This window comes from Billgrantia ethanolica, from assembly GCF_021404305.1.
In the GTDB taxonomy this organism is placed as follows: domain Bacteria; phylum Pseudomonadota; class Gammaproteobacteria; order Pseudomonadales; family Halomonadaceae; genus Halomonas; species Halomonas ethanolica.
Window position 1 is genome coordinate 454,867 of sequence record NZ_JABFTX010000003.1, and the last position, 26,312, is coordinate 481,178.

A 26,312-nucleotide genomic window follows, 5' to 3' on the forward strand; every position below is an offset into this window, starting at 1 on the left:
CAGACTCTCGGGTAAAAGTGCCGATGATGGGGCCAAACTCCATCCCGCCGAGCAAGGCCGATCGTCGAGCGACTCCATAGACTTCTCTCCAGATGGCAACCGATTCCGACACGGCCATCGCGGAGGAGTGAATGAACGCTTTCGAGCCAGCCTTGCGGGAGGGGCAGTCGGGCCAAATTGGCCGCCGGCAGCCGCGCATCGAGGACGATGCCCTGCTGCAGGGGCGTGGTCGTTATGCCGACGACCTGGCGGTGGCGCCAGGCACCTTGCATGCCGCCGTGCTGCGTTCACCCCATGCCCATGCGCGGCTGGTCGACCTGGACGCTTCGCCGGCGCTGGCCATGCCTGGCGTGCATGCCGTCCTGACCGGCGAGGACGTCAAGCGCTGGGCGCGGCCCTTTCCGGTCGGCGTGCGCCAGCCCATGGAGCACTGGTGCCTGGCCGTCGACAAGGTGCGCTACGTCGGCGAACCGCTCGCCGTGGTGATGGCCGAGAGTCGCTACCTCGCCGAGGACGCCCTCGACGCCATCCGCGTCGACTACCAGACGCTGCCCGTCGCGGTAGATACCGAGGCGGCCATCGCAGCCGACGCCCCGCTGCTCCATGAGGCAGTCGGCAGCAATGTGGTCAGCGAGCGCCACTTTCGCTATGGCGACCCCGAGCAGGCCTTCGCCGAGGCCGCGCATCGCGTCGCGCTCAAGGTGCGCGTGCCGCGCAGCTCCTGTACGCCGATGGAGTGCTATGTGGTGATCGCCGAGTATGACCCGGCGAATGCTAGCTATGATGTGCTCTCCAACTTTCAGGGCCCCTACGCACTGCACTCGGTGATGGCCCGTGCACTCAAGGTGCCCGGCAACCGCCTGCGCCTGCGAACCCCGCCGGACTCCGGGGGCAGCTTCGGCATCAAGCAGGGGGTCTTTCCCTATGTGGTGATGATGGGGTTGGCCGCCCGCAAGGCCGGCGCTCCGGTGAAGTGGGTGGAGGATCGCCTCGAGCACCTGCAGGGGGCTTCCTCGGCTACCAATCGGATGACCGAGATAGAGGCTGCAGTGACCCGCGATGGTCGTGTCACCGCCCTGCGCTGGGATCAGGTCGACGACTGCGGCGCTTACCTGCGTGCGCCGGAACCGGCCACTTTCTACCGCATGCACGGCAACCTGACCGGTGCCTATGCGATCCGGCATCTTGTCGTGCGCAACCGCGTCGCGCTGACCAACAAGACGCCCACCGGACTCAACCGCGGCTTCGGCGGGCCTCAAATCTATTTCGCCCTCGAGCGGTTGATGCAGCGCATCGCCGTGGAACTCGACCTCGATCCTCTCGAGGTGATCCGTCGCAACCTGGTGCCGTCCGGCAGCTTTCCCTATCGCGCCGCCGCCGGAGCATTGCTCGACTCCGGTGACTATCCCGCCGCTGTGGAACAGGGCATTCACGAAGGTGGGTTGGAGGAACTGCTGGCGCATCGTGAGACAGCCCGCCGCGAGGGACGGCTCTACGGCATCGGCTACACCGTGGCGGTGGAACCCTCGATCTCCAACATGGGCTATATCACCATCGCCATGACGCCCGAGGAGCGGCGTAAGGCCGGTCCCAAGAACGGGGCGGTGAGCACCGCCACGATCAGCGTCGGTCCGCTGGGCGACGTCAGCGCTCATGTCTCGTCGACGCCGCAAGGGCAAGGGCATCGCACGGTGGTCGCCCAGGTGATCGCCGAGGTGCTCGGGGTGCCGCTTGAGTCGATCAGCGTCAATATCGAGCTCGATACCGGTAAGGACGCCTGGTCGATCGCCTCGGGCAACTACTCCAGCCGCTTCTCGGGCGCCGTGGCCGGGGCGGTCTACCAGGCGGCGGTGAAGGTGCGCGATCGCCTGGCCGGTATCGCCGCCGTTCAGTGGCAAGTGGAGGCCAGTCGCATCCGCTTCGCCGAGGGGCAGGTGATAGTGAACGACAGTGAGCTGTCGATGCCCTTTGGTCGCCTGGCCGGCGCCACCCACTGGGCGCCAGGCACACTGCCCGAGGGCGAGCCGGGCGGGTTGCGCGAGACGGCCTTCTGGTCGCCGCCTCAGCTCGGGGCGCCGGACGATGACGATCGTATCAACAGCTCGCTCTGCTACGGCTTCATCTTCGACTACTGCGGGGTGGAGGTCGACCGCATCACCGGCCAGGTGAGACTCGACCGCTATGTCACCCTGCATGATGCTGGCCGCCTGCTCAATCCCGATCTGGTCGATGGGCAGGTGCGCGGGGCCTTCGCCCAGGGGCTCGGTGCGGCACTGATGGAGGAATTTACCTACGGCGACGATGGCAGCTTCCAGTCCGGCACCTTCGCCGACTATCTGGTACCGACCAGCGTCGAGGTGCCTGAACCACTGATCCTGCACAGGGAGACGCCGTCGCCGTTCACCCCGCTGGGTGCCAAGGGGGTGGGTGAGGGCAACAACATGAGCACCCCGGTGTGCATCGCCAATGCCGTGGCCGACGCCTTGGGCATCGCGGACATCGAGTTGCCGCTGACGCCGTCCAAGGTGCGTACGCTGATCGGCATCGAGGAGCCACCGCGGCCCCAGGGAGTGGGCGAGGATCAGACGGTTCCCGCAGCCGGTGGCGGCTCGCGGCTCACCGCCAGCGACTCGGTGACGCTGCCGGGCAGCCCCCAGGCGGTCTTCGACACCCTGCTCGATCCCGAGACCCTGCAGGCGATCATCCCTGGCTGTCATGCCCTGGAGCTTACCGGCGAGAACGCCTACCGCGCCGATGTCACCGTCGGCGTGGGGATGATCCGCGCGCGCTTCGATGCGCGGGTGGCACTCTCCGACCTCGACCCCCCGCACGGTCTGCGGCTCTCCGGGGCCGGCACCAGCGCCATGGGCTCGGCGGAGGGCAGTGCGCAAATTCGTCTGACCGAAGTCGAGGGCGGCCAGACGCGACTCGACTACGACTACGACGCCGCCGTGGGCGGCAAGGTCGCCTCGGTAGGCGGGCGCATGCTGCAAAGCGCCTCGCGGATGATCATCGGCCAGATTTTCGCGCGCCTGGCCCAGCGCATGGGCGGCGCCGCACCACGGCTGTCGCTGTGGCAGCGCCTCAAGGGCCTGTTCGCCGGCCGGGGAGGTCGCTCATGAAACCCGCTGCATTCGATTACTGGCGGCCGAGCAGCCGTCGCGAGGCTTGTGAGTTGCTTCACGAGCATGGGGATGAGGCGCGACTGATCGCGGGTGGGCAGTCGCTGATGGCGGTGCTCAACATGCGCCTGGCCCAGCCCAAGCACCTGGTCGATATCGCGGGTATCGAGGACCTGCACTACATCGAGCGGCGTGACGATCACCTGGCGGTGGGTGCCGGGGTGACCCAAGCCGAATTGCTGCAGTATCCCGGTCTCGCCGAAGCGGTCCCGTTGCTGGCCCTGGCGATGACCTGGATCGGCCATTGGCAGACCCGTAACCGCGGCACGGTATGCGGTTCGATCGCACATGCCGATCCCAGCGCCGAGCTGCCGCTGTGTCTGGCCACCCTGGGAGGGCAGGTGGTACTCGAGAACCGCCGCGGCAAGTCGCGCCGGGTCATGGCGGAGGACTTCTTCCAGGGGGTACTGACTACCGACCGCCGTCAGGACGAGCTGATTACCGAAGTGCGCTTTCCCCTGGCGAGGCCGGGCGCGGAGTACCGCTTCCGCGAAGTGGCCATGCGCCACGGTGACTTCGCCATTGTCGCGCTGGCGGCGGTGATCGACAGCAACCGCGTCACCCTCGGCGTGGGTGGCGTCGCCGACCGCCCAGTGAGTCGCGAGCTCGCCCGCCACGATGACCCGAGCGAGGCCCTCAACGCCCTCGCCTGGTCGTTGGGCGCCGAGGACGATGCCCATGCCACGGCGGCCTATCGCCGCCAGTTGATCCGCGAGCTCGGCCGGGAGTTGATCGCCGGCGGGCCAAGTGATGAGGAGAACGCCCATGCACGCCAGGGCTGACCAGCGCATTCGCGTGACCCTAACCCTCAATAGTCGCGAGCGCAGCGGCTACGCCGAGCCCCGCACCCAACTGTGTGACTTCCTGCGCCACGAGCTGGGGGCCACCGGCACGCACGTGGGCTGTGAGCATGGCGTGTGCGGTGCCTGCACGGTGCGCGTCGACGGTCGTGCCAGCCGCAGCTGCCTGATGCTCGCGGTACAGGCCGAGGGTCGGCGGCTCGACACCGTCGAGTCGCTGGCAGGAGAGGAGGGCCTTTCCGATCTGCAACAGGCTTTTCGGCGTCATCACGCCCTGCAGTGCGGCTTCTGCACCGCAGGCATTCTGATGTCCTGCGAGGAGTTCCTGGAACGTGTGGCCGACCCCAGCGAGGCCCAGGTGCGCGACATGCTGTCGGGTCATCTGTGCCGTTGCACCGGCTATACCGGCATGGTCCAGGCGGTACTCGACGTGGCCCGGACGCGCCGCGAGGCGACCGTGCCTGACAGTCAACAGGAGAACAACGATGTTTGATCTTGGTCGCAGTTTTCTTGCCTCGGTGGAGCGTCGCCCCAGGGCGATCGCCATTTCCGATGGCGAGCTACGCAAGACCTATGCCGAATGGTTCGCCGATATCCAGAGCGTGGCCAGGAGCCTCGAAGCGATGGGCCTGGCCAAGGGGGACCGTCTGCTGGTGGTGATGCAGAACCGCTGGCAGATGGCAACCCTGCACTGGGCCTGCCAATTCGCCGGGATCGTGGTCACCCCCCTCAACTGGCGATCCACGGCCCGGGATCTGAGTTACTGCATCGAGGATGCCGAGGTCAAGGCGCTCGCCTATGACGATTCGGTGACCGAAGCGGTGAACGGCTGTCCCGAGGCACAGCGGCTGCCACGCATCACTGCCGGGGGGGTCGAGGACATCGGTGCTCATGACTTCGACGCCCTGCTCGGTGTGGACGGTGAGCTGGTATTGCGTGCCGATGCTGAGGATGTCTCGTTGATGCTCTACACCTCGGGTACCAGTGGCAAGCCCAAGGGTGTACCACGCCTGCATCGCGCCGAGCGTGCCGCAGCGCTGGCCCATGTGGCACAGAACCTCTATCGCCACGACGAGTGCACCCTCGGCGTGATGCCGCTCTATCACACCATGGGCGTGCGCTCGCTGCTGTCGATGGCACTGATCGACGGCCACTTCGTCTGCGTGCCGAAGTTCGATCCCGCGGCGACGCTGGACGCCATCGAGCGTGAGGGCGTCACCAACCTCTACCTGGTGCCGACCCTCTACCACATGCTCATTGAGCACCCCGAGTTCTCACCGCCGCGGGTGGTCAGCGTCGACAAGCTGGGCTTCGCCGGCGCGCCGATGAGTGCGGGGCTGATGGCCCGTGTTCAGGAGGCCTTCCAGCCCAGCCTGTTCGTCAACCACTACGGCAGTTCCGAGATCTATACCTTCACCATCGACCAACGGGCCAGTGACAAGCCGGGCTCATCGGGTCGGCCTGCGCTCAACCAACGCATCCGGGTGGTCAGGGTGGGCGCCGAGTCGCCGGACGAGATCCTGGGCGTGGGGGAAGAGGGCGAGATCATCGCCGACATGGCCGGCGACGAGGCCTTCCAGGGCTACTGGCACCGCCCCGATGCCGACCGCAAGGCGCTCAAGGAGGGCTGGTACTTCACCAGTGATACCGGCTACTTCGACGCCGACGGCGACCTGTTCGTCACCGGCCGGGTCGACGACCTGATCATCACCGGTGGCGAGAACGTCAGTCCGGTGGAGATCGAGAATGTGCTCTCGGTGCACCCCCAGGTGGAAGAGGTCGTGGTGGTGGGGCTGGCCGACGAGCAGTGGGGCGAGGTGGTCACCGCCTTCGTCAAGGCCCGACAGGCCCTCGACGAGAGCGAACTCGACCGGCACTGCGTCGATTCCGGCCTGGCCCGCTTCAAGCGCCCACGGCGCTACGTCTTTGTCGACGAGATTCCCAAGTCCCCCGTGGGCAAGATCCTGCGCCGCGTGCTGCGCGAGCAGGGAAGCCCCAGCACACGACCTCACTGACAACCGAACAACCGAACCGATAAAGGAACCATGACATGACCAGTACCGACGTGAACACCATTCTGGCCAGCGACTTCGACGGTTTCAGGGTCCAGGTCGATGCCGAGGCCGAGCGTGCCGACATCATCCTCGACCGTCCGCCGCTCAACGTGATCTCGATGCCCCAACGCGACGAGCTGCGTCGCGTGTTCGAGGCGCTGGACGCCCATGACGGCGTGCGCGTCATCGTGCTGCGTGCCGATGGCGAACACTTCTCCAGTGGTGGCGACATCAAGGGGTTCCTTGAGGCATCACCCGAACATGTCTCGAAGCTCGCCGACAACGTGGCCGCCCCGGCGCGCTGCTCGAAGCCGGTGATCGCCGTCAACCGTGGCTATACCTTCGGCGTCGGCTTCGAGCTGTCATTGGCCTGCGATTTCCGCATCGCCTCCGAGACGACTCTCTATGCTCTGCCGGAGCAGAAATTGGGGCAGATCCCGGGATCCGGAGGCTCTGCCCGCCTGCAGAAGATCATCGGCATCGCCCGGACCAAGCACATGGTGATGCGTGCCAAGCGCATCGGCGGTGCCCAGGCGCTGGCGTGGGGTATCGCCACCGAGTGTGTGCCCGATGACCAGCTGGAGAGCGCTACCCAGGCCTTGGTGGACGAACTGCGCGGCTTTTCACCGCTCGCTCAGCGCACCGCCAAGCGTCTGATCAACGACAACGAGGATGCTCCGCTGTCGGTGGCCATCGAAATGGAAGGCCACTGCTACAGCCGGCTGCGAACCTCCAGCGACTTCCGCGAGGGTGTCGAGGCCTTCCATGGCAAACGCCGAGCCGTCTTCACCGGTGAATGATCCGTACCCCAATGACATAACAACAACCCCCGGAGAGATACCATGCAAGCACACGACAATAACGGGGTCAGCCCCACGCCAGCTGCAGTCGTGGACGCCAAGCGTCCGCTACTCAAGGACCTGTCCCGGGTCTTCACGGCCAAGTCGATCAGTGCAGGCACCGTTGCCGCACTGTTCGGTTGCTCGGGGCCGGCGCTGATCGTGATCAGTGCCGCCGAGGCAGGCAATCTGTCCAATGGCCAGACCGTGGCCTGGTTGTTTGCCATCTATTTTCTGGGCGGTCTGATCAGTCTGATCATGGCCTCTCGCTACCGTATGCCGATCACCGGGGCCTACTCGATCCCGGGGGCGGCAATCATGATCGCCGCCCTGACGACCATTCCCTTCAACGAGGCGGTCGGCGCCTTCATCATGAGCGGCGCTATCGTTCTCCTGCTGGGTGTCAGTGGTGTGGTGGGGCGTATCATGCGTTGGCTACCGATGCCGATCGTCATGGCGATGATCGCCGGCGCCTTGATCCGCTTCGGCATCGGTGCGGTGAACGCGGTGGGGGCCGCACCCTGGATCGCCGGCACGGCAGTGGTGGCCTTCTTCCTCAGCTCACGCTTCATCAAGACGGTGCCGCCGGTACTGGTGGCCGCGGTGGTGGGGCTCATCGTGGCCTTCGCCATGGGGGCCGTTCAGCCCGCCGACGTGGACATCGCCTTCGTCGCACCGGAGTTCACCGCACCGAGCTTCACCCTGGGGGCCTTTCTGGCCATCTCCGTGCCGCTGGCGGCACTGGTGATCGGGGCCGAGAATGCCCAGGCCACCGGGGTGCTGCTGGCCGAGGAGTACCGCCCCCCGGTCAATGCCATGACCATCATCAGCGGCATCGGTGGCATGCTCGCCGGCCTCCTCGGCGGCCACAACGCCAACATCGCCGGGCCGATGACCGCCATCTGCTCCTCCGAGCAGGCAGGCGACGACAAGAGCACCCGCTATGGTGCCACCCTGGTGAATGGCGTGCTGTTCTGTGCCTTCGGGCTCTTTGCCGGTGCGGCGGTGCCCTTCATCCTGGCATTGCCCAGTGCCCTGATCGGCAGCGTGGCCGGTCTGGCAATGATCGGCGTGCTGCTGGCAGCCTTCCAGCACGCCTTCTCCCGCCATCGTGGCCACCAGATCGGTGCCTTCGTGGCGCTGGTGGTGGCGATGAGCAACATCAGCCTGCTGGGGATCAGCGCTCCGTTCTGGGCACTGGTCTGCGGTATCGCGGTCTCCCTACTGCTGGGCGAGAAGACGCTGGATCCCGACACCGAGACGACCAAAGTGGCCGATTGAGCGCGGCTGCACCATCGGTGGCCATGAGAGGACGGAGTGATGCGTGACCTCGATCATCAGGTAATCACCCAGGCACTGGCTTGGGTTCGCGACGGCCACCCCATCTGGCTTTGCACCGTGCTGTCGACCTATGGCTCGGCGCCCCGTGGTCCCGGCGCCATGCTGGTGGCGCGTCGCGACGGTCAGTATGTCGGCTCGCTATCCGGTGGCTGTGTCGAAGAAGCCTTTCTCGAGGAACTCATCGTTGGCGACTTCGACCGAATGGTGACCCTGCGTCGCTACGGTGAAAGTCGTGAGGAGAGCCGACGCCTCGCCCTGCCCTGTGGCGGCGTGCTCGAGGTACTGATCGAGCACCGTGCCCCCGACGCCGCCTGGCTGGTGCATCTCGAGGCGCTGTACCAGGCCCTGCAGGGGCAGCGCCGCCTGGTACGGTGTGTCGATGTCGATGTCGAGGCTGGCGCCTTTCTGGCTCGCGAGGATGACGTTGCCGAGGGGCCATGCGTGGTTCGCCGGCCAGCGTCCGTCGACATCCGTATCGGACCCGTGCTGCGCCTGCTGCTGGCCGGCCTCTCGCCGGTGGCAGAGGCCTGTGCTCGCTTCGCCCAGGCGTTGGGCCACGAAGTGATCGTCTGTGACCCTCGTCCGGAGATGTGCGAAGGGTTCAGTGTCGACAGGGTGACGGTGGTGCCGCAGTTGCCGTCGGCCTTCATCGCCGCCGGGGGCTGCCATGCGGCAACCGCGGTGGTGGCCTTGACCCACGATCCGCGCATCGATGATCTGGCCATGATCGAGGCAGTGCGTACCGAGGCTTTCTATATCGGCGTGATGGGCTCGCGCCGGACCTCGGATGCCCGCGCCACACGGTTGCTGCGTTCCGGGGGGCTGTCCCAGACCGATATCGATCGCATCCACATGCCGGTCGGCCTCGCTCTCGGCAGCAAGACCCCAGCCGAGATCGCCCTGGCCGTGGTGGCCGATATCGTGCGGGTCTACCACGGGAAAGCCCGCGATGCCCTCTGACACCGTCGCTGCCCTGGTATTGGCGGCCGGGCGGGCGCGCCGCTTCGGCAACGACAAGCGCTTGGCGCACCTGCCACAGCGGGGGCCGCTGCTGGCCGCCACGCTGGCAACTCTCCGGCCACATTTCGGCGAGATTTGGGTAGTGGTGGGCATCGAGGACGATCCCGTCCAGTTGGGCATTGCCAAGGATATTGGCACTATCGTTGCCGCGACGGCAGATCAGGGCATGGGGGCCAGCCTCGCCGCCGGCATCCGCATGCTCAGGGTCGAGAGTCAGGCTGCGGCAGTGGCGGTGATGCTGGGCGATATGCCCTGGTTGAGCGAGGACACCTTTGCTCTCTTGTGCTCAAGGGCTAGTGATCGGGCGATCGTGCGGCCCATCTATCGGGGACAGGGTGGACACCCGGTGCTCTTCGGCCGCGGTTTCTGGGGCTCGCTCGAGCAGCTGACCGACGACGAGGGAGCCCGTAGCGTGGTGCGGCGGCATCAGAATGCCTGTATCGAGATCGAGGTTCACGACCCGGGCGTCGTGCAGGATGTGGACCGGCCATGGGATCTCGACTGGGCAAGGCGTCATGGTCGCTGAGTGGCTTTCCATGCGACTTTGGTCTGCCTGAGGCAGATCCGTGAGAAAGAGATGGTACGCTGACTAGTTACCAGGCTGCATTTAACCTTCCACAGACGAGGACGTCATGTCGAGTGCCCACCGCATCTTGCATGGCGAGTTTGGTCGCGTTGCCCTGCTGGACATGGATGAGTCGCTGGTGCCCCACGCCCATTCCGAATGCCATGTGCTGCTCAAGGTCTACGGGGAGGATACCTACTTTTCCGTGTGTGATCGCCGGTTGCCGCTAACCGACAGAACGGCGGTTCTCATCAATGCCTGGGAGCCGCATTTCTACGATCACCAGAGCGGTGCCGCCGATACACTGATACTGGCTCTCTATATCGAACCGAGCTGGCTGGCGGCCTTGCAGCGTGGCTTGGCACTCAGCGGCCGGCCCGACTTCTTCTCCAGTCCCTGCATCGAACTCACACCCCATATGCGGCATCATGCCGACTTGCTGATCGATGCCATGTTCACTTTCGGGCTGGTGCCACAGGATACACTGGAAGAGCTGCTTTTTAATTTGCTTATCGGGATCACCGAGAAACATTCCGAACTGCGCCACCTTGCCAGGCTACGAGTGGGCGTTGCCAGCGACTTCTACGATGCGCGAATTCGCCAGGCGAGCCAGTTCATCCTCGACCATCCACAGGGGGTGCTGGACATGGAAGGCATCGCCCGCCATTGTGGTCTTTCCCGTGCCCATTTCTTTACCCTGTTCAAGCAGAACACCGGCATGACACCACAGATGTTTGCCAACATCGGCAAAATGCAGATGGCGTTCCGCTGCCTGTCGGACAATCGCTATGGCACCTTGGGTAATTTGTCGGAATCCTTGGGTTTCTCTGAGCAGGGGCACTTCACCCGCTTCTTTCGCCACCATATCGGTGCCTCACCGAGCCAATACCGAAAGGTTATCGACAATTACCATTCCAAGAGCATGAAGGGTCGCGGCATTTAAATTACCGTCAAATTCCTAATTCCCGATGTCGATTTCGATCACGTGAATCCCTGACCTACCAGTCAATGCTGTGCTTTCTACTTGGAAGCGCACATCGACGTCGCGCAACCGCACGCCGTAGAGCCGTTCCTCGGCGCCCTTGCGGTAGGCAGGGCGAGGGTCCTGGGCCAGCACCTGGCGGATGAGTTCGCGCAGCGAGGCGGCATCCTCGCGCGCGGCCAGCGTCGCTTCGGCTGCAGCGCTGAAACGCACCGCCAGCTGCGGAGGCGGGGCGGGGGCGTAGCCGGCGCGGGCATCGGGGAGCGCCTCCGCCCAGGGCAGGTAGGGCTTGATGTCGAGCACCGGCGTGCCGCTGATCAGATCGCAGCCCGTCAGGGCCAGACGCACTCCCGCTCGATCGTCGTTTCCACCTATGTCGACCCCGCATAGTTTCACCAGTGACTGTCCCAGACGATTGGGGCGATGGGTGCTGCGGCTGGCGAACACCCCGACCTTGGCATTGCCGCCGAGCCGCGGCGGGCGCACCAGGGGCGTCCAGCGCGCAGGGCTGTGGTGAAAGACGAAGGTCAGCCACAGATGGCTGAAGGCCTCCAGGCCGCGTACGGCAAGCGGGTCGTCATAGGGTGGAACCAGCACCAGGCTGGCGCGCGCCGCCGCGGCCAGGCCGGGTTGGCGCGGTACGCCGAACTTGTCGGGAAAGTCGCTTTCGATGTAGCCGATGGGCTGCATCGAGTAGCTTTCCATGGAGTGGGGTGGGCGGGTCATGGCGCAGATTATGCCTGCCATTGGCCCCAGCGGCGAGCTTGTGTACTCTGCATGCCGTGACAGTAACGCGAGACATGAAGAGACGATGGAAACGATGACCCCGAACGATTCGCCATCCATGGCGACCCGCTCGCCGCGGATCCTCTATCGCCAGGCCAAGGCCCGCGATGGTGCCGATCAGGCCGAAGTCTTCCATCATGCCGTGATGCAGGGAGCGGCCGCACACTACAGCGTGGCGGAGCGCGAAGCATGGGCGTCGACGATGCCGCGAGAGGGCAGCGTCTGGGCCGCTCGTCAGGCGCTTTACACCACCCTGGTGGCAACCTGTGATGGGCGCTGCATCGGGTTCCTGGAACTCGACGTGCCCGGCGGCCATATCCATACCCTGTATGTCTGGCCTTCACTGGCGCGGCGTGGCATCGGCTCGACGCTGCTGCTATATGCCGAGCGGATGCTGCTGGAGCACGGCCACGGCCGTGCCTCCATCGATGCCAGCCGCATGCTGGCCGAGAGCCTGCTGCGGCGCGGCTGGCGGGACCTCGGCGTCGAGTGGGTGACGAGGGATGGCGTGAGGCTCGAGCGGCGGCGGTTGGAGAAGCCTCTCGCCGCCATCGAAACCTAGGCTCCGCCCGAAAACTGGCTGCGCTCGCCGACTTTTCAGGCGAAGCCTAAGCTGCTCGCAGTTCGACAATACGCATCGACAGGTCGATCGCCTTGACGTCCTTGGTCAGGGCACCGCTGGAGATGCAGTCGACGCCGGTAGCGGCGATTTCGCGCAGGGTGATCTCATCGACGTTGCCTGACGCTTCCAGGGTCGCCCGGCCGGCGTTACGCTTCACCGCCTCGCGCATGTCGTCCAGTGTGAAATTGTCGAGCATGACGATATCGGCTCCGGCCGCCAGCGCCTGGTCGAGCTCATCGAAATTCTCCACCTCCACTTCCACCGGCAGATCGCGGGCGATGCTGCGCGCTTCCTTGACGGCAGCGGCGATACTGCCGCAGGCGGCGATATGGTTTTCCTTGATCAGGAAGGCGTCGTACAGCCCGATACGGTGGTTGTGCCCGCCGCCGCAGGTCACCGCGTACTTCTGTGCCAGGCGCAGACCGGGCAGGGTCTTGCGGGTGTCGAGCAGGCGCACGCCGGTGCCCTCGAGCAGGTCGGCGTAGCGACGGGTGCGAGTGGCGGTAGCGGAGAGCGTCTGCAACAGGTTGAGCGCCGCGCGTTCTCCGGTCAGCACCCGGCGGGCGGGACCTTCGATTTCGAGGAAGCACTGGTCGGCTTCGAGGCGGTCGCCGTCCGCGGCGCTCCAGCGTAGCTGAATGGTGGGATCGAGGCGGCGATAGATCTCCTCGACCCAGGCCACGCCGCACAGAATGGCCGGCTCGCGGGTGATGACCCGGGCCTTCGCCCACTGCGACTCGGGGATCAGCTGCGCGGTGATGTCGGCGGGGCCCACGTCCTCGGCCAGCAGGTGAGCGGCGGCTTCGCGAATCGCTTCGACTAGGGCGTCCTGGTAATGCATGGCGGGCCTTTTCATGTTCATGGAGCGTCGGGACCGTCATTATAGGGAATCCATGTCCGCGACGTCAGGGGAGCGAGATGAGAATCGAGAAAGGCTGGCTTGAGAGTGTCCGGCGCGTGGCGTCGCCCAATCAGGACGCGCGACCGCAAGGCGAGGTGTCGGCAGTGGTGCTGCACTCGATCAGCCTGCCGCCCGGTGAATTCGGCGGCGAGTACATCGAGCAGCTGTTCACCAACACGCTGGATGCCGCTGCCCACCCCTTCTTTCCCAGCATCGCGCAGCTGCGGGTTTCCGCCCACCTGTTGATTCGGCGCGACGGCGAGTGCGTGCAGTTCGTGCCTTTCGATCGGCGTGCCTGGCATGCCGGTCGTTCCTGCTGGATCGAAGAGGGACGAATACGGCGGGCGCTGAACGACTTCACCGTGGGCATCGAGCTGGAAGGCGATGAGGTTCATGCCTATCGTGACAGCCAGTATCGAACGCTTGCCGCGGTCACGCAGGCTCTCAAGCTAAACTACCCTGACATGAACTACGCACGCATCACCAGCCATGCAAGAGTCGCTCCGCTGCGCAAGAGCGATCCCGGCCCGGCTTTCGATTGGGCCTATTTCCGCCAGTGTCTCAAAGCGTTGGGTTGATCGATACGTCGAGGGGCGAAACCGGACGCAGAGTGATCATACGGTAGTTTTATTACATTCGAGATATTTTCGACTGAAACTATCGGCGAGGCACGTAACAGCTTGTGTTGCAATGCAATAGTCGTATTATGGAAAAAAATTCCATTCCGTTCCGATTGGCAGGAAGGCCACTTTACGGTATGTTCTACGCCATTCGTTGTATGCGCTTCTGTAAAATGACTACAACAGCCGCATCGCGGCCTGACATTCCCCTGATCGTCAGTAGTGCTAGTGCAATCCGTCCCGGCGTTCTTCCGCCTGGGGCTATCTGACATCACATTGTCACTCGGAGAGACGTCTATGAGTCTGGAGGCAAGAGAAGATTTCGATCCGGTCGAAACCACGGAATGGCTGGATTCCCTGGAGTCGGTCCTGGATCGTGAGGGCGAGGAACGCGCTCGGTTTCTGCTGACACGCCTGGCCGACAGGCTGCGTCGTGATGGCATGCAGGCACCCTTCTCGATTAAGACGCCGCATCGCAACACCATACCGGTGCATCGCGAAGCGCCGATGCCGGGCGACCTGTTCATGGAGCGTCGCATTCGCTCACTGATCCGCTACAACGCCATTGCCCAGGTCATCCGTAACAACCGTGCCCACCCGGGCCTGGGCGGCCACATCGCGAGTTTCATGTCCGCCGCCACGCTCTACGACGTCGGCTTCAACCACTTCTTCCGTGCGCCCAACGGCGACTTCGAGGGTGACCTGGTCTACATCCAAGGCCACGTGGCGCCGGGCGTTTATGCCCGCGCCTACCTGGAGGGGCGCCTCACCGAGGCGCAGATGGACAAGTATCGTCAGGAGGTCGACGGCGACGGGCTCTCGTCCTACCCGCACCCGTGGCTGATGCCGGACTTCTGGCAGTTCCCCACCGTTTCCATGGGCCTGGGGCCGATCCAGGCGATCTACCAGGCCCACGTGATGAAGTACCTCGACTCCCGCGAGCTGCGTGACATGCATGATCGCAAGATCTGGTGCTTCATGGGCGACGGTGAGTGCGACGAGCCGGAATCTCTCGGCGCCATCCACCTGGCCAGCCGCGAGAAGCTCGACAACCTGATCTTCGTCATCAACTGCAACTTGCAGCGACTGGACGGTCCGGTGCGCGGCAACGGCCGCATCATCGACGAGCTCGAAGGTGTCTTTCGCGGGGCCGGCTGGAACGTGCTCAAGGTGGTCTGGGGCCGGCTGTGGGACCCGCTGTTCGAGAAGGACAAGAAGGGCATCCTGCAGAAGCGCATGGACGAAGCGGTCGACGGCGAGTACCAGAACTACAAGGCACTCGGCGGCGCCTATACCCGCGAGCACTTCTTCGGCAAGTACCCGGAAACCGCCGAGATGGTCAAGGACCTCTCGGACGAGGACATCTGGAAGCTCAACCGCGGCGGTCACGATCCGTTCAAGGTCTATGCGGCCTACCACGAGGCGGTGAACAACGCCAACGGCCGACCCACCGTGATCCTGGCGCACACCGTCAAGGGCTACGGCATGGGCAGCGGCGAGGGCGAAGCCTCCATGGAAGCCCACCAGGTCAAGACCATGGAATACGAGGCGCTGCGGAAATTCCGCGACCGCTTCGGCATTCCGCTCTCCGACGAGCAGCTCAAGGAGGTGCCGTACTACAAGCCGGCGGACGACTCGCCCGAGCTGAAGTACATGCATCTGCAGCGCGAGCGCCTGGGCGGCTACCTGCCGCAGCGGCGCAACGACTTCGAGGCGCTGACGATCCCGTCGCTCGACGACAAGACTTTCGCCACCCAGCTGGGCGGCTCCAAGGGGCGTGAGATCTCCACTACCATGGCCTTCGTGCGGATTCTCAACGGCCTGGTGAAGGACAAGAAGATCGGCCAGCAGGTGGTGCCGATCGTGCCCGACGAGGCGCGTACCTTCGGCATGGAGGGGATGTTCCGCCAGCTCGGCATCTACACCTCCGAAGGTCAGAAGTACGAGCCCGTCGACAAGGGCCAGATCATGTTCTACCGCGAGGACAAGAAGGGTCAGATCCTCGAGGAAGGCATCACCGAGGCCGGGGCGATGTCGGCGTGGATCGCCGCGGCGACCTCCTACAGCAACCACAACCTGCCGCTGCTGCCGTTCTACATCTACTACTCGATGTTCGGCTTCCAGCGCATCGGCGATCTGGCCTGGGCGGCCGGCGACCTGCAGGCGCGCGGCTTCCTGGTCGGCGGTACCGCCGGGCGCACCACGCTCAACGGCGAGGGGCTACAGCACCAGGACGGCCACAGCCATCTGCAGGCGGCCACCATTCCCAACTGCCGCAGCTACGACCCGACCTATGCCCATGAGGTGGCGGTCATCGTCCAGGACGGCCTGAAGCGCATGTTCGCCGACAAGGAGAACTGCTTCTACTACCTGACAGTGATGAACGAGAACTACGAGCACCCCGAACTCGAGGACGTGCCCGCCGACGACATCATCAAGGGCATGTACCTGCTGCGCGAGCACAAGGGCGACAAAGGCCACGTGCAGCTGCTCGGCTCCGGCACCATCCTGCGTGAGGTGGAAGAGGCGGCGCGCATGCTGGCCGAGGAGTGGGGCGTGGGCTCCGACATCTGGAGCGTGACCAGCTTCAACGAGCTGCGCCGCGAGGCCCTGCTGCTCGAGCGCGAGGCGTTCATCAACGCCGCCGACGAGCCGGTCAAGCCCCACGTCACCCGCTGCCTGGAAGGGCGCAAGGGGCCGGTCATCGCCTCCACCGATTACATGCGTCTGTTCGCCGACCAGGTACGTGCCTGGGTGCCGACCGACTACCATGTACTGGGGACAGACGGCTACGGCCGCTCCGACACCCGCGAGAAGCTGCGTCATTTCTTCGAGGTCGATCGCTACTTCGTCACCGTGGCATCGCTGAAGGCGCTGGCCGATCGTGGCGAGCTGGATCGCAAGGTCGTCGCCGAGGCGATCAAGAAGTACGGCATCGATCCCAACAAGCCCAATCCGCTGACGAGCTGATCCGGTGGCAAGGCGGGCAGGTGCCCGCCTGTTCCAGGCACGATTTGGAAGGAGCGCGACCTTGAGTAGCGAAATCATCAAAGTTCCAGACATCGGCGGCAGCGAAGACGTCGAGATCATCGAAATCGCCGTATCCGAAGGGGATGTCATCCAGCCCGAGGACACTCTGATCACGCTGGAGTCCGACAAGGCCAGCATGGACGTACCCTCGCCCAAGGGCGGCAAGGTCGTCCGCGTGCTGGTGAAGGAGGGCGACACCGTCTCGGAGGGCGACGATATCGTCGAGCTCGATGTGGAGGGCGGCAGCAGCAGCGACGCCGGCAGTGAAGAAAAGGCCGCGCCCTCTGAGCCCAAGAGCCAGCCGGCATCGGGTCAGGCATCGCAAGCCGCGGCGGAGAAGCCGGCGGCGAAGAAGGCCAGCGGCGGCGACAAGCGCACCGTCGAGATCAAGGTGCCCGACCTGGGTGGCGCCGAGAGCGTCGAGATCATCGAAGTGGCGGTCGCCGAAGGTGACGAGGTGGCGGAAGAGGACACCCTGATCACCCTCGAGTCGGACAAGGCCTCGATGGACGTGCCGAGTCCCTACGGCGGCAAGCTGGTCAGCCTCAACGTCAAGGAGGGCGATACCGTCTCCGAAGGTGACGTGATCGGTAGCATGGAGATTGCCGGCGAGGGCGGGGAGGAAGAGCCCGAGCCCGAAGCCGTCGAGACCACCGCGGAGCCTGCCGAGCAGGCCGAAGCGCCGGCCGAGGAAGAGGCCGTTAGCGGCGAACCCGAGCGCCGCGAGATCCGCGTTCCCGATCTCTCCGGCTCCAGCGACGTGCCGATCATCGAGATCGCAGTGAGCGCCGGCGACGAGGTTAACGAGGAAGACCCGCTGATCACCCTGGAGTCCGACAAGGCCTCCATGGATGTGCCGAGCCCCTACAAGGGCAAGCTGATCGAGCTCACCGTCAAGGAGGGCGATACGGTCTCCGAGGGCGATCTGATCGGTTACATCGAGGTGGCCGGCAGCAAGCCTGCCGCCAAGAAAGCTGACAAGAAAGCCGAGCAGAAGGCCGCGGCACCGTCATCGGCCAAGGCCGACAAGCCGGCCTCGACCCCGGCCGGTACGCCGAGCCCGGAAGCGCAGATGGCGGCCCACAAGCCCCGCGACGGCAAGCTGGTCCATGCCGGCCCCGCCGTACGCATGCTGGCTCGTGAACTCGGCGTCGACCTGGGCCTGGTCAAGCCGAGCGGGCCGAAGGACCGGGTACTGAAGGAGGACGTCCACGCCTACGTCAAGCAGGTCATGGCCGGGCAGGCCAAGGCACCTGCCGCCGCGCCGGCGGCGACCGGCGGCGCCGGCATTCCGCCAGTACCGGACCAGGACTTCAGTCAGTTCGGCGAAGTGGAAGAGAAGGCGATGGGACGCCTGCTCAAGATGGGCGCCACCAACCTGCATCGCAGCTGGCTCAACGTGCCTCACGTCACCCAGTTCGACGAGGCCGACATCACCGAGCTCGAGGCTTTCCGCAAGGCGATGAAGGCCGAGGCCGAGGCGCAGGGTGCCAAGCTCACGCCACTGCCGTTCCTGATCAAGGCGTGTGCCTTCGCTCTGCGTAAGTTCCCGCAGTTCAACGTCAGCTTGAAGAGCGACGGCGAGACCATCGTGTGGAAGAAGTACGTCCACATCGGGATCGCGGTCGATACGCCCGACGGGCTGATGGTGCCGGTGATCCGCGACGCCGACAAGAAGTCGCTGATCGATCTGGCCAAGGAGAGCGTGGAGCTGGCCGGCAAGGCGCAGTCGAAGAAGCTCAAGCGCGAGGAGATGACCGGTGGCTGTTTCACCATCTCCAGCCTGGGCTCCATCGGCGGTACCGCCTTCACGCCGATCGTCAACGCCCCGGAAGTCGCCATTCTCGGTGTCTCCAAGGCGCAGATGAAGCCGGTGTGGAACGGCGCCGACTTCGAGCCGCGTCTGATGATGCCGCTGTCGCTTTCCTACGATCACCGCGCCGTGAACGGTGCCGATGCCGCGCGTTTCACCGCCTTCCTGGCGGCGGCGCTGAGCGATATCCGTCGTATGCTGCTGTGAATGTGATCTGAGATGGCACCGACGGCGCCCTGCGGGGCGCCGTCGGTGTTTGGGCCCCACTTTCGGCTGGGAATACCAAAGTGCAACCCGCCCATAATTGGCTGATAATGCAGCGGCTTTGGTGCTCAGGCGGGGCTTGCCCGACAGCCTGCGGTTGTGTGGTGTCGTCGCCGCGGTTATCGTTCATGACATTCCGTTTACTCACAAGAATTTCCACTCTCTCAAGGAGCAGCTAGATGCGTTTGATCCTGTTGGGCGCCCCGGGGGCCGGCAAGGGTACCCAGGCCCAGTTCATCTGCGAACGCTACAAGATCCCGCAGATTTCCACCGGCGACATGCTTCGCGCGGCGGTCAAGGAAGGCAGCGAGCTGGGTCTCAAGGTCAAGGAGATAATGACCAGCGGTGGTCTGGTGTCCGACGATCTGATCATCTCGCTGGTCAAGGAGCGTATCGCACAGCCCGACTGCGAGAATGGTTTCCTGTTCGACGGCTTCCCACGCACCATCCCGCAGGCCGACGCCATGAAGGAAGCCGGGGTCAAGATCGACCATGTGCTCGAAATCGCCGTGGAAGACGAGGAGATCGTCAAGCGCCTGGCCGGGCGCCGGGTGCACCCGGGCTCGGGCCGGGTTTACCACGTCGAGTACAATCCGCCCAAGGAAGAGGGCAAGGACGACGTCACCGGCGAAGCGCTGATCCAGCGCGACGACGACCGCGAATCCACCGTGCGCAACCGCCTGGCGGTCTACCACGAGCAGACCGCCCCGCTGGTCGACTACTATCAGCAGTGGGCCGAGGAAGCGCCCGAGGCGGCTCCGGCCTACCACCGTGTGGAAGGCGTGGGCAGCGTCGACGAGATCACCCGCAAGGTGGCCGAGGCGCTGGACGACTGAGTCGATTCGGTATGAATCGGTATGAAAGGCCCGCCTTGGCGGGCCTTTCGCGTGGTGGGCCATCGTCCCGCATCCGCCGGCGGCGTATAATGTCGTCTTCATGCTTCGACGCGAAATGTCTCCTATGCCGATTCTGCTGGCCCTCGATGCCTCCTCCAGTGCCTGCTCCGTTGCCCTGTCGATCCAGCGTGGCGCCGACGAGCCGAGGCTGGTGTCCCGCTTTGCCATGACCCCCCGCGAGCATACCCGCCGGCTGCTGCCGATGGTCGACGAGGTGCTGGCCGAAGCGGACGTGTCGCCTGCCGAGCTGGACGCCGTGGCCTATGGGCGCGGCCCGGGCTCCTTCACCGGCTTGCGTATCGCTGCCGGTGCAGCTCAGGGGCTGGCCTACGGCCTGGCGTGCCCCTTGCTGGGCGTCTCCACCCTCGAAGCGCTGGCGCTGGCGGCGCATCGCCGACACGGCGTCGAGTGTGTCGCCACTGCGCTGGATGCGCGCATGGGCGAGATCTATGTCGCCGCCTGGTGCTGTCGGGACGGCAACGTCGAAGCGCTGCTGGAGGAGGCGGTGATTTCACCGCAGCGGCTGCTGCTGCCGGCAGCGGCGGGGCCGGGCGGCTGGTTCGGCATCGGCTCCGGCTGGGCGCTTTGGGACTCGATGCCGGCCGAGGTGCAGACCGCGGTGAGCCAGCGCGATAGCGACGCCGAGCCGGCCGCGGAAGAGATGGTGCTGCTGGCGGCGCGCCAATATGCCGCCGGCGAGCGTACCGCCCCCCACGAGGCGCAGCCGATCTATCTGCGCGATCAGGTGGCGTGGCAGAAGGGCGGATGAGCGGCGTGGATGGCGCGGCGCTCGTGCTGCGCCATGAGGCGGGCGCGCTGGTGCTGGCCGGCGATCCGGCGCGTTACGGCAAGCCCCTGCGCATCGATTTCGCCGAGGGGCGTGCGGCCCACCGGCGTCGCTTCGGTGGCGGCCGCGGTCAGTTGATCGCCCGGGCCTGCGGCCTTGCCGCCGGGGTCACGCCCAGCGTGGTAGACGCCACCGCCGGCCTTGGCCGCGATGCCTTCGTGCTGGCCAGCCTCGGCGCCGAGGTGCTGCTCGTGGAGCGTGTGGCCCAGATTCACGCGCTGTTGGAGGACGGCCTGGCGCGTGCCGCCAGCGATGCCGATACGGCCGAGATCGTCGCCCGTATGCGCCTGGCCCATGGCGACGCTACCCGCGAACTCGCGGCGCTGGTAGCCGCCAGCGGTGTCGCGCCTCAGGTGGTTCACCTCGACCCCATGTTTCCGCACCGCGAGAAGTCGGCGCTGGTGAAGAAGGAGATGCGGCTGTTTCGCGAACTCGCCGGCGACGACGACGATGCGCCGCGGCTGCTGGAGGCGGCGTTGGACGTCGCCACCCACCGGGTGGTGGTCAAGCGCCCGCGCAAGGCGCCGCCCATCGCGGGGCCGGCGCCGCAGCACGTCATCGAAGGCAAGACCAGCCGCTACGACCTCTACGTCCACCGCTCGCTCAAGGGCTGACTCAAGGGCCGACTCGGCACCGATCAGTTGTGACTGATCAGCTGTAGCCGATGCCGCAGCGCCGGATCGTACAGTTCGCCGCTGCGCTGCGCGGCGCTGCGCAGGCGCTCGTCGAACCACAGCCGCTCCTCTCGCTCCCAGATCCATCCTTCGGCTTCCAGACTGACGATCAGGCTGGCGAACAGGGTGCGGTCGAAAAACTCCGGCGCATCGCGACCCGACAGCAGCGCCAGGCGCTCGGTCAATTGCTGGCTGCGCTCGGCCAGGGCGTCTCGGCCCAGGGTGCCGGGAGGCTGGGCCAGTAGAATGGCCAGCAGCAGGTAGCCGCGCTCCAGCGAGGGCTGCATCAGTCGCGCCAATAGCCGCAGCTGCTCGCCGGCTTCCAGCGAAGCGGGGCGTTGCCAGCCGTCGCCGGCTGGCTCCAGCAAGCCTTCCCGGCACAGCGCCTCCAGCATCACCGGCAGTGCCTCGCTGAGCGCTACCGGGGTGAGGAACAGCTCGCGCGAGAGGATCGGCCAGGGTGGCCCGAGCTGGGCCTCGAGGCTCTCCAGGTCGTGGCGCGGGGCGTGACGGAAGGCGAAGGCGGTCAGGCCGGCCAGGGCGAAGAGGTGCAGCACGTTGTTGCGATACCACACCAGCAGGTTGGCCTGCTCGGTGGTTGCGACCAGGATATCGCCCAGCGCATGCGGTCGACGCTCGATCATGCCCAGCGCCACGACCTGATCGATCCATTCGTCGGGCTCGCCTCGGGGCAGGCTGGCATGCTGCCCACCCCGGCAGTGGTGCTGCAGCGCCGCCAGCAGCGTGAGCTGACGCGACATCAGGCTGGCCTCGATGGCGTGGTGGGGCGTGGCCAGCAGCACCAGGGCCACCAGATTGACTGGATTGAGCGCTGCCGCGGCGTTGATGCGCCGGGCCAGCTCGTCGCCGAGCCGGGGGACTGCCTGGTTGAGCCAGGGCGGCTTTGCCTCGACGAGGTCGTCGCGCCATGCCGGCACGGCCTCGTCGAGGAAGGCGCCGAGCGGCAGCGGTTCGCCGACGTTGACCGTGACCTTGCCGAACGGCTGGCGCAGTTGGCCAATGACCCGCAGCAGGGCCCAGGGGCTCTCCTTGCGCTTCTTGCCGCCGCGCATCTCGCGCTGGTAGCTGGCGTTCTCGATGATGCGCTCGTAGCCGATGTAGACCGGAATGAAGGCCAGTCGAGGTGGCGTGGTTCCTGCTGCGCTGCGGAGGTAGGAGCGCAGCGTCATCGACAACATGCCGGGTCGTGCCGGGAGCATGCGCCCGCTACGTGAACGGCCGCCTTCGATGAAATACTCCAGCGGGTGGCCGCGCTCCAGCAGGCGGTGCAGGTATTCATTGAAGACCGCCGAGTAGAGCGGCTTGTCGCGAAAGCTGCGGCGCATGAAAAAGGCGCCGCCACGGCGCAGCAGCGGGCCGATCAGCAGCATGTTGAGGTTGCGACCGGCAGCGACATGGGGTGGCATCAGGCCGTCGCGATAGAGCACGTAGGAGAGCAGTAGATAGTCGATGTGGCTGCGGTGGCAGGGCACGTAGACCAGCGTATGATCGCCCGCCAGCGCCTTGACCCGGTCGAGGCCGCGGACCTCGACGCCGTCGTACAGGCGGTTCCACAGGCGCCGCAATAAACCATCCATGAAGCGCAGCACCGGGTAGGTCATGTTCGAGGCGATCTCGCGGCCATAGCGCAGTGCGCGTCGCTCCAGCCGTTCGGGCGAGCGCTTCTCGCTCATCGCCAGTTCGCCGATCACTCGGCGCACCTCAGGACTGGCAGCCACGCCCTCGATCAGGGTGCGACGATGCGACAGGTCGGGGCCGAGCACCCGCGTGCGCATGCGTCGGAAATGGATGCGCAGCAGTCGGGCGCTCTTGCGATTGGCCACCGCCGGGCCGCGCTCGTCGAGCAGATCGCGCAGGTTCAGCGGTGCGCCGAAGTGCACCTCTACGCTCTTGCCGTTGACCATGACCGACAGCGCCCGGCGCAGCCGACCGGTGAGCTGCCAGCTGTCGGCCGCCAGCAGACGCCAGAAACCGAAACGCTTGCCCGGGGCGCGGCCCCAGAACACGCTAACCGGGATCAGCTGAATCTCGGTGTCGGCATGCTCGGCAAGGTATTCCAGCGCCTGACGGAAAGGGGCCTCGAAGGCGCGGCCGCGCCGCCACAGACGTGGCCTTACGGGCAGGGCCATGCTGGCCGGCAGCTCCAGCCCCGGCAACTGGACCTTGCCCTTGGGCGACGGCAGACCGTGGCGCTGGCACAGCACCTCCAGCAGCAGGGCATCAGAGAGTGCTGGGTGAGGCAGTACGTAAAGGGTGGGCCGTGACGGGTCGAGTCCCAGCTCGCTCGGGTCGGGCTCGATGAGCCGGGTGTCGACCCAGGCCTTGATGATGCCCTTGAGCGGGGCGCGGAGCAGTGTAAGCAGCGAGTCGGCCAGGGCCATTCCATTGCCTCGATAGCGTAGCAAGGCCCCAGTATAGCCATGCTTGTCTGCCCCGGTCAGGTGCCGCTTTCCCTGGCGCGACAAACGTGCGTCAATCGAGCCAGACAAGGAGAGGGAGGCAGCCATGCACGGCGTATGGCGGGATGGCAATCGGTTCGAGCTGCTGGCGGAGTCATCACGCTTCTTGCCGGCAATGTTCACTGCCATCGAGGAAGCGCGCCGCTCGATACTGATCGAGCTCTACCTGATGGAGTCGGGGCAGCTGGCCACGGCGCTGATCGAGGCCCTGTGTCGCGCTGCACAGCGTGGCGTGGCGGTGGCCCTCATGCTCGATGCCTACGGTGCCATGGGGCTATCGGGAGAGGACCGGCGGCGCCTGGAGCAGGCCGGTGTGGCGCTGCGCCTGTTCAATCCGCTGGGCATGCGCTCGCTGACGCGCAACCTGATGCGAGACCACCGCAAGCTCGTCGTCGTCGATGGCAGAGTGGCTTTCACGGGGGGCTTCGGCGCGGTCGACGAGTTTCTCGAAGCCTGGTACGAGGTGGCGGTGCGCATCGAAGGTCCTGTGGTGGCCGACTGGGTGCGGCTGTTCTCGCGGCTCTGGGATTCACCGCTGACACGGGGCACCGGCAAGGCATCCCTGGTGCGCCACCTGACGATCGAGCTGACGCCTCGCGAGGATTATCAGGGCATGCGCGGGCGGGTGGTATGGGGGCAGGGCTATCGTTACCAGGCCATCCGTCATTCGCTGTATGGCCGGGTGTCCTCGGCACAGCGTCGCATCTGGCTGTGCACGCCCTATTTCGTGCCCACCTTAAGCCTGCGCATACGCTTGGCGCGGGCCGCCCGCCGCGGCGTCGACGTGCGGCTGCTGCTGCCCGGCCGCGACCACGACCACCCCTGGGTGCGCTACGCCGGCCAGCGCTTCTATCGGCGGCTGCTGCGCGCCGGGGTACGCATCTTCGAGTTCCAGCCCATCTTCATCCATGCCAAGTTCTCATTGGTCGATCAATGGTCGAGCCTTGGCTCGTGCAACTTCGATCACTGGAGTCTGCACTGGAACCTGGAGGCCAATCAGGAGGTGGATGACGTACGTTTTGCTAGCGAAGTGGCGGCCTTGTTCGAGCGTAACTTCGCCGCCAGCCGGGAGATCACCTACCGGGAGTGGTTGCAGCGTCCGCGCTGGCAGCGTTTCAAGGAGTGGCTATTCGGCAGCTTCGATGCATGGCTGACGCGGCTGCGGTGACGGGCTGCTGCATTTGGCCAGGCGACCCTAGCGCTTGCCGCCGGGCTTGCCCTTGCCGGGGCCGCGGCCGGCGGGCCTCTTCTTGCGCGGCATGGGCTTGGGCGTCTCCGGTGGCACGCGGTAGTGCAGGTAGAGGTCCAGCACCAGGTCCGGCAGCTGGCCGACCAGCGCCTCCAGTTGCGCGCTGTCTGCTGCCATCTCGGCCATGTCGGGCTCGTCGTCGAACAGTCCCGACAGTGCCATGAACGGCAGCAGCAGGGTGGCCACGGTCTCCTCTTCCTGCTCGAACCAGGCCGCTTCGTCGAGGAACACGCCCTCCATGAAGCCGGCGCACCAGTCGCCGACGGGCGTCTCTTCGGGCGGCAGGCCCTCCAGTGACAGATCGAAGGGCAGCTCGGGGAGACCGCCCTGTTCCAGGGTATCGATGGCATTACCGTGCAGCTTTTCCAGCAGGCCCAGGATCTCGCTGCGCTCCCCAGCATCGGCGAATGCCGGTTCGCCGTGGAACAGCTCGGCCACCCAGGTGGCGGATTCCACCTCGCGAGGCGCCACGGCAAGTGCGACGAGAAAGCCATGGGCGGAGATCAGATCCAGCGCATCGGGATCGACGCTCTCGGAATCGAGGAACTCGTCGAGGCGTTCGAGCTCTTCGTCCTCGAGCAGGGGCTGGGGCAGGGGCGTATCGGACATCGGGCCTCTCGCATGGCATCGTGAAGGCGGTGCGGCCAAGGGGGCTGGACACCGCCGTGGCGGAACGTCATTTTAGCACCCATGAGACGACCCGCGCTTCCCGATCCTTGCCCCGAATGGCTGTCCAGCCTTGACGACGCTGCTCTCCACCGAGCTCTGCTGGAGCGGGTGGAGGCTGCCTGTCAGCTGTGCCATGACTATCATCCCGGGCTGCCCCGGCCCAAGGTATGGTTCGACCTGCGCGGCAAGTGTGCCGGGCAGGCGCATTATGGGCGCGGCGGCCTGCGCTTCAACCCGGTGCTCTATCGTGAGAACCGTCATGCCTTTCTGCGCGATGTGGTGCCGCATGAAATGGCCCATTGGCTGGTGCGTCACCTGAGCGACGGCCACAAGGCGAGGCCCCATGGACGAGAATGGCGTACCGTGATGGAGCGGCTGTTCGGCCTCGAGGCTAAGGTGACCCACACCTTCGATACCGGACGAGCCAGTCCTACGCCTCATCGCTATCGCTGCGGCTGTCAGGTCCACTATTTCACCGCGCGGCGCCACTCGCTGGCGCGCAAGGGGCGCCGTTATTGCTGCCTTTCTTGTGCTGAGACCTTGGTCTATCAGCCCTTTGTAGAGCATGGAAAAGTTACTACAAACGCATGATTCGTAAAGAAAAAATCCTGATACCAAGGTCTAAGAGTTAGGCCCGCTTCGAGGGTATATGCTGTTGAGCGAATCTGATGCCGGCGC

At 65.5% G+C, this 26,312-nt stretch carries 22 protein-coding genes; 18 read left to right on the forward strand and 4 right to left on the reverse strand.

Going from position 1 to position 26,312, the window contains the following annotated elements:
* Positions 1 to 131: 131 nt before the first annotated feature.
* From HOP53_RS15225 to HOP53_RS15265, 9 genes are all read left to right on the forward strand, one after another.
* Positions 132 to 3,122: a xanthine dehydrogenase family protein molybdopterin-binding subunit gene (locus HOP53_RS15225; RefSeq protein WP_234270819.1), complete on the forward strand. Its 2,991-nt coding sequence runs from the start codon at positions 132 to 134 to the stop codon at positions 3,120 to 3,122.
* Positions 3,119 to 3,964 carry an FAD binding domain-containing protein gene (locus HOP53_RS15230; protein WP_234270820.1) on the forward strand — a complete coding sequence of 282 codons (846 nt, stop codon included), beginning with the start codon at positions 3,119 to 3,121 and terminating at the stop codon, positions 3,962 to 3,964. Before HOP53_RS15225 ends, HOP53_RS15230 begins: the two co-directional genes overlap by 4 nt.
* Positions 3,948 to 4,475, forward strand: coding sequence for a (2Fe-2S)-binding protein (locus HOP53_RS15235; RefSeq protein WP_234270821.1), 528 nt, complete (start codon positions 3,948 to 3,950; stop codon positions 4,473 to 4,475). The genes HOP53_RS15230 and HOP53_RS15235 overlap by 17 nt, the downstream gene beginning before the upstream one ends.
* Positions 4,468 to 5,997 (forward strand): AMP-binding protein, encoded by a 1,530-nt coding sequence (locus HOP53_RS15240; protein WP_234270822.1) that lies wholly within the window; start codon positions 4,468 to 4,470, stop codon positions 5,995 to 5,997. Before HOP53_RS15235 ends, HOP53_RS15240 begins: the two co-directional genes overlap by 8 nt.
* Before the next feature lie 35 nt (positions 5,998 to 6,032).
* Positions 6,033 to 6,836, forward strand: a complete 804-nt coding sequence (locus HOP53_RS15245) for an enoyl-CoA hydratase/isomerase family protein (RefSeq protein WP_234270823.1) — start codon at positions 6,033 to 6,035, stop codon at positions 6,834 to 6,836.
* A gap of 42 nt (positions 6,837 to 6,878) precedes the next feature.
* Positions 6,879 to 8,156 (forward strand): benzoate/H(+) symporter BenE family transporter, encoded by a 1,278-nt coding sequence (locus HOP53_RS15250; RefSeq protein WP_234270824.1) that lies wholly within the window; start codon positions 6,879 to 6,881, stop codon positions 8,154 to 8,156.
* 39 nt (positions 8,157 to 8,195) lie between these two features.
* Positions 8,196 to 9,176, forward strand: a complete 981-nt coding sequence (locus HOP53_RS15255; RefSeq protein WP_234270825.1) for an XdhC family protein — start codon at positions 8,196 to 8,198, stop codon at positions 9,174 to 9,176.
* Positions 9,166 to 9,762 (forward strand): nucleotidyltransferase family protein, encoded by a 597-nt coding sequence (locus HOP53_RS15260; RefSeq protein ID WP_234270826.1) that lies wholly within the window; start codon positions 9,166 to 9,168, stop codon positions 9,760 to 9,762. Before HOP53_RS15255 ends, HOP53_RS15260 begins: the two co-directional genes overlap by 11 nt.
* 106 nt (positions 9,763 to 9,868) lie before the next feature.
* Positions 9,869 to 10,744, forward strand: a complete 876-nt coding sequence (locus HOP53_RS15265; protein WP_234270827.1) for a helix-turn-helix transcriptional regulator — start codon at positions 9,869 to 9,871, stop codon at positions 10,742 to 10,744.
* 15 nt (positions 10,745 to 10,759) lie between these two features.
* Here the strand turns inward: HOP53_RS15265 and tsaA are convergent, their stop codons facing one another.
* The gene (tsaA, locus tag HOP53_RS15270) at positions 10,760 to 11,509 is read right to left on the reverse strand and encodes a tRNA (N6-threonylcarbamoyladenosine(37)-N6)-methyltransferase TrmO (RefSeq protein ID WP_234270828.1); all 750 of its coding nucleotides are present in this window, start codon (positions 11,507 to 11,509) and stop codon (positions 10,760 to 10,762) included.
* 85 nt (positions 11,510 to 11,594) lie between these two features.
* Here tsaA and HOP53_RS15275 point away from each other — a divergent pair, with 85 nt between their 5' ends.
* A complete protein-coding gene (locus HOP53_RS15275; RefSeq protein WP_234270829.1) occupies positions 11,595 to 12,131 on the forward strand; it encodes a GNAT family N-acetyltransferase in 537 nt (178 codons plus the stop codon).
* A 46-nt stretch (positions 12,132 to 12,177) separates the two neighbouring features.
* Here HOP53_RS15275 and nadC read toward each other — a convergent pair whose 3' ends face one another.
* Positions 12,178 to 13,032: a carboxylating nicotinate-nucleotide diphosphorylase gene (gene nadC / locus HOP53_RS15280; protein ID WP_234271062.1), complete on the reverse strand. Its 855-nt coding sequence runs from the start codon at positions 13,030 to 13,032 to the stop codon at positions 12,178 to 12,180.
* A gap of 77 nt (positions 13,033 to 13,109) precedes the next feature.
* On the opposite strand from nadC, the gene ampD reads away from it, so the two are divergent.
* From ampD to HOP53_RS15310, 6 genes are all read left to right on the forward strand, one after another.
* Entirely contained in the window at positions 13,110 to 13,670 is a 561-nt protein-coding gene (gene ampD / locus HOP53_RS15285) for a 1,6-anhydro-N-acetylmuramyl-L-alanine amidase AmpD (RefSeq protein ID WP_234270830.1), read from the forward strand.
* A gap of 339 nt (positions 13,671 to 14,009) precedes the next feature.
* Positions 14,010 to 16,682 (forward strand): pyruvate dehydrogenase (acetyl-transferring), homodimeric type, encoded by a 2,673-nt coding sequence (aceE, locus tag HOP53_RS15290; protein ID WP_234270831.1) that lies wholly within the window; start codon positions 14,010 to 14,012, stop codon positions 16,680 to 16,682.
* 61 nt (positions 16,683 to 16,743) lie between these two features.
* Positions 16,744 to 18,762, forward strand: coding sequence for a dihydrolipoyllysine-residue acetyltransferase (aceF, locus tag HOP53_RS15295; protein WP_234270832.1), 2,019 nt, complete (start codon positions 16,744 to 16,746; stop codon positions 18,760 to 18,762).
* A gap of 236 nt (positions 18,763 to 18,998) precedes the next feature.
* On the forward strand, positions 18,999 to 19,655 hold the full coding sequence (adk, locus tag HOP53_RS15300) for an adenylate kinase (protein ID WP_234270833.1): 657 nt from the start codon (positions 18,999 to 19,001) through the stop codon (positions 19,653 to 19,655).
* A 124-nt stretch (positions 19,656 to 19,779) separates the two neighbouring features.
* Positions 19,780 to 20,484, forward strand: coding sequence for a tRNA (adenosine(37)-N6)-threonylcarbamoyltransferase complex dimerization subunit type 1 TsaB (gene tsaB, locus HOP53_RS15305; protein ID WP_234271063.1), 705 nt, complete (start codon positions 19,780 to 19,782; stop codon positions 20,482 to 20,484).
* The gene (locus tag HOP53_RS15310; RefSeq protein WP_234270834.1) at positions 20,481 to 21,176 is read left to right on the forward strand and encodes a class I SAM-dependent methyltransferase; all 696 of its coding nucleotides are present in this window, start codon (positions 20,481 to 20,483) and stop codon (positions 21,174 to 21,176) included. Before tsaB ends, HOP53_RS15310 begins: the two co-directional genes overlap by 4 nt.
* A 23-nt stretch (positions 21,177 to 21,199) precedes the next feature.
* Here HOP53_RS15310 and plsB read toward each other — a convergent pair whose 3' ends face one another.
* A complete protein-coding gene (gene plsB / locus HOP53_RS15315) occupies positions 21,200 to 23,638 on the reverse strand; it encodes a glycerol-3-phosphate 1-O-acyltransferase PlsB (RefSeq protein ID WP_234270835.1) in 2,439 nt (812 codons plus the stop codon).
* 124 nt (positions 23,639 to 23,762) lie between these two features.
* Here plsB and HOP53_RS15320 point away from each other — a divergent pair, with 124 nt between their 5' ends.
* Positions 23,763 to 24,884, forward strand: a complete 1,122-nt coding sequence (locus HOP53_RS15320) for a phospholipase D-like domain-containing protein (RefSeq protein ID WP_234270836.1) — start codon at positions 23,763 to 23,765, stop codon at positions 24,882 to 24,884.
* A 27-nt stretch (positions 24,885 to 24,911) separates the two neighbouring features.
* Here HOP53_RS15320 and HOP53_RS15325 read toward each other — a convergent pair whose 3' ends face one another.
* On the reverse strand, positions 24,912 to 25,574 hold the full coding sequence (locus HOP53_RS15325; RefSeq protein WP_234270837.1) for a YecA/YgfB family protein: 663 nt from the start codon (positions 25,572 to 25,574) through the stop codon (positions 24,912 to 24,914).
* Positions 25,575 to 25,655: 81 nt separating this feature from the next.
* On the opposite strand from HOP53_RS15325, the gene HOP53_RS15330 reads away from it, so the two are divergent.
* Positions 25,656 to 26,225, forward strand: coding sequence for a SprT family zinc-dependent metalloprotease (locus HOP53_RS15330; RefSeq protein ID WP_234270838.1), 570 nt, complete (start codon positions 25,656 to 25,658; stop codon positions 26,223 to 26,225).
* Positions 26,226 to 26,312 lie beyond the last annotated feature (87 nt).

What these genes read in the sequence shown, in the direction of transcription:
- HOP53_RS15225 (WP_234270819.1), top strand. Translation starts at nt 132, where the DNA reads ATGAACGCTTTCGAGCCAGCCTTGCGGGAGGGGCAGTCGGGCCAAATT.
- HOP53_RS15230 (WP_234270820.1), top strand. Translation starts at nt 3,119, where the DNA reads ATGAAACCCGCTGCATTCGATTACTGGCGGCCGAGCAGCCGTCGCGAG.
- HOP53_RS15235 (WP_234270821.1), top strand. Translation starts at nt 3,948, where the DNA reads ATGCACGCCAGGGCTGACCAGCGCATTCGCGTGACCCTAACCCTCAAT.
- HOP53_RS15240 (WP_234270822.1), top strand. Translation starts at nt 4,468, where the DNA reads ATGTTTGATCTTGGTCGCAGTTTTCTTGCCTCGGTGGAGCGTCGCCCC.
- HOP53_RS15245 (WP_234270823.1), top strand. Translation starts at nt 6,033, where the DNA reads ATGACCAGTACCGACGTGAACACCATTCTGGCCAGCGACTTCGACGGT.
- HOP53_RS15250 (WP_234270824.1), top strand. Translation starts at nt 6,879, where the DNA reads ATGCAAGCACACGACAATAACGGGGTCAGCCCCACGCCAGCTGCAGTC.
- HOP53_RS15255 (WP_234270825.1), top strand. Translation starts at nt 8,196, where the DNA reads ATGCGTGACCTCGATCATCAGGTAATCACCCAGGCACTGGCTTGGGTT.
- HOP53_RS15260 (WP_234270826.1), top strand. Translation starts at nt 9,166, where the DNA reads ATGCCCTCTGACACCGTCGCTGCCCTGGTATTGGCGGCCGGGCGGGCG.
- HOP53_RS15265 (WP_234270827.1), top strand. Translation starts at nt 9,869, where the DNA reads ATGTCGAGTGCCCACCGCATCTTGCATGGCGAGTTTGGTCGCGTTGCC.
- tsaA (WP_234270828.1), bottom strand. Translation starts at nt 11,509, where the DNA reads ATGACCCGCCCACCCCACTCCATGGAAAGCTACTCGATGCAGCCCATC.
- HOP53_RS15275 (WP_234270829.1), top strand. Translation starts at nt 11,595, where the DNA reads ATGGAAACGATGACCCCGAACGATTCGCCATCCATGGCGACCCGCTCG.
- nadC (WP_234271062.1), bottom strand. Translation starts at nt 13,032, where the DNA reads ATGCATTACCAGGACGCCCTAGTCGAAGCGATTCGCGAAGCCGCCGCT.
- ampD (WP_234270830.1), top strand. Translation starts at nt 13,110, where the DNA reads ATGAGAATCGAGAAAGGCTGGCTTGAGAGTGTCCGGCGCGTGGCGTCG.
- aceE (WP_234270831.1), top strand. Translation starts at nt 14,010, where the DNA reads ATGAGTCTGGAGGCAAGAGAAGATTTCGATCCGGTCGAAACCACGGAA.
- adk (WP_234270833.1), top strand. Translation starts at nt 18,999, where the DNA reads ATGCGTTTGATCCTGTTGGGCGCCCCGGGGGCCGGCAAGGGTACCCAG.
- tsaB (WP_234271063.1), top strand. Translation starts at nt 19,780, where the DNA reads ATGCCGATTCTGCTGGCCCTCGATGCCTCCTCCAGTGCCTGCTCCGTT.
- HOP53_RS15310 (WP_234270834.1), top strand. Translation starts at nt 20,481, where the DNA reads ATGAGCGGCGTGGATGGCGCGGCGCTCGTGCTGCGCCATGAGGCGGGC.
- plsB (WP_234270835.1), bottom strand. Translation starts at nt 23,638, where the DNA reads ATGGCCCTGGCCGACTCGCTGCTTACACTGCTCCGCGCCCCGCTCAAG.
- HOP53_RS15320 (WP_234270836.1), top strand. Translation starts at nt 23,763, where the DNA reads ATGCACGGCGTATGGCGGGATGGCAATCGGTTCGAGCTGCTGGCGGAG.
- HOP53_RS15325 (WP_234270837.1), bottom strand. Translation starts at nt 25,574, where the DNA reads ATGTCCGATACGCCCCTGCCCCAGCCCCTGCTCGAGGACGAAGAGCTC.
- HOP53_RS15330 (WP_234270838.1), top strand. Translation starts at nt 25,656, where the DNA reads ATGAGACGACCCGCGCTTCCCGATCCTTGCCCCGAATGGCTGTCCAGC.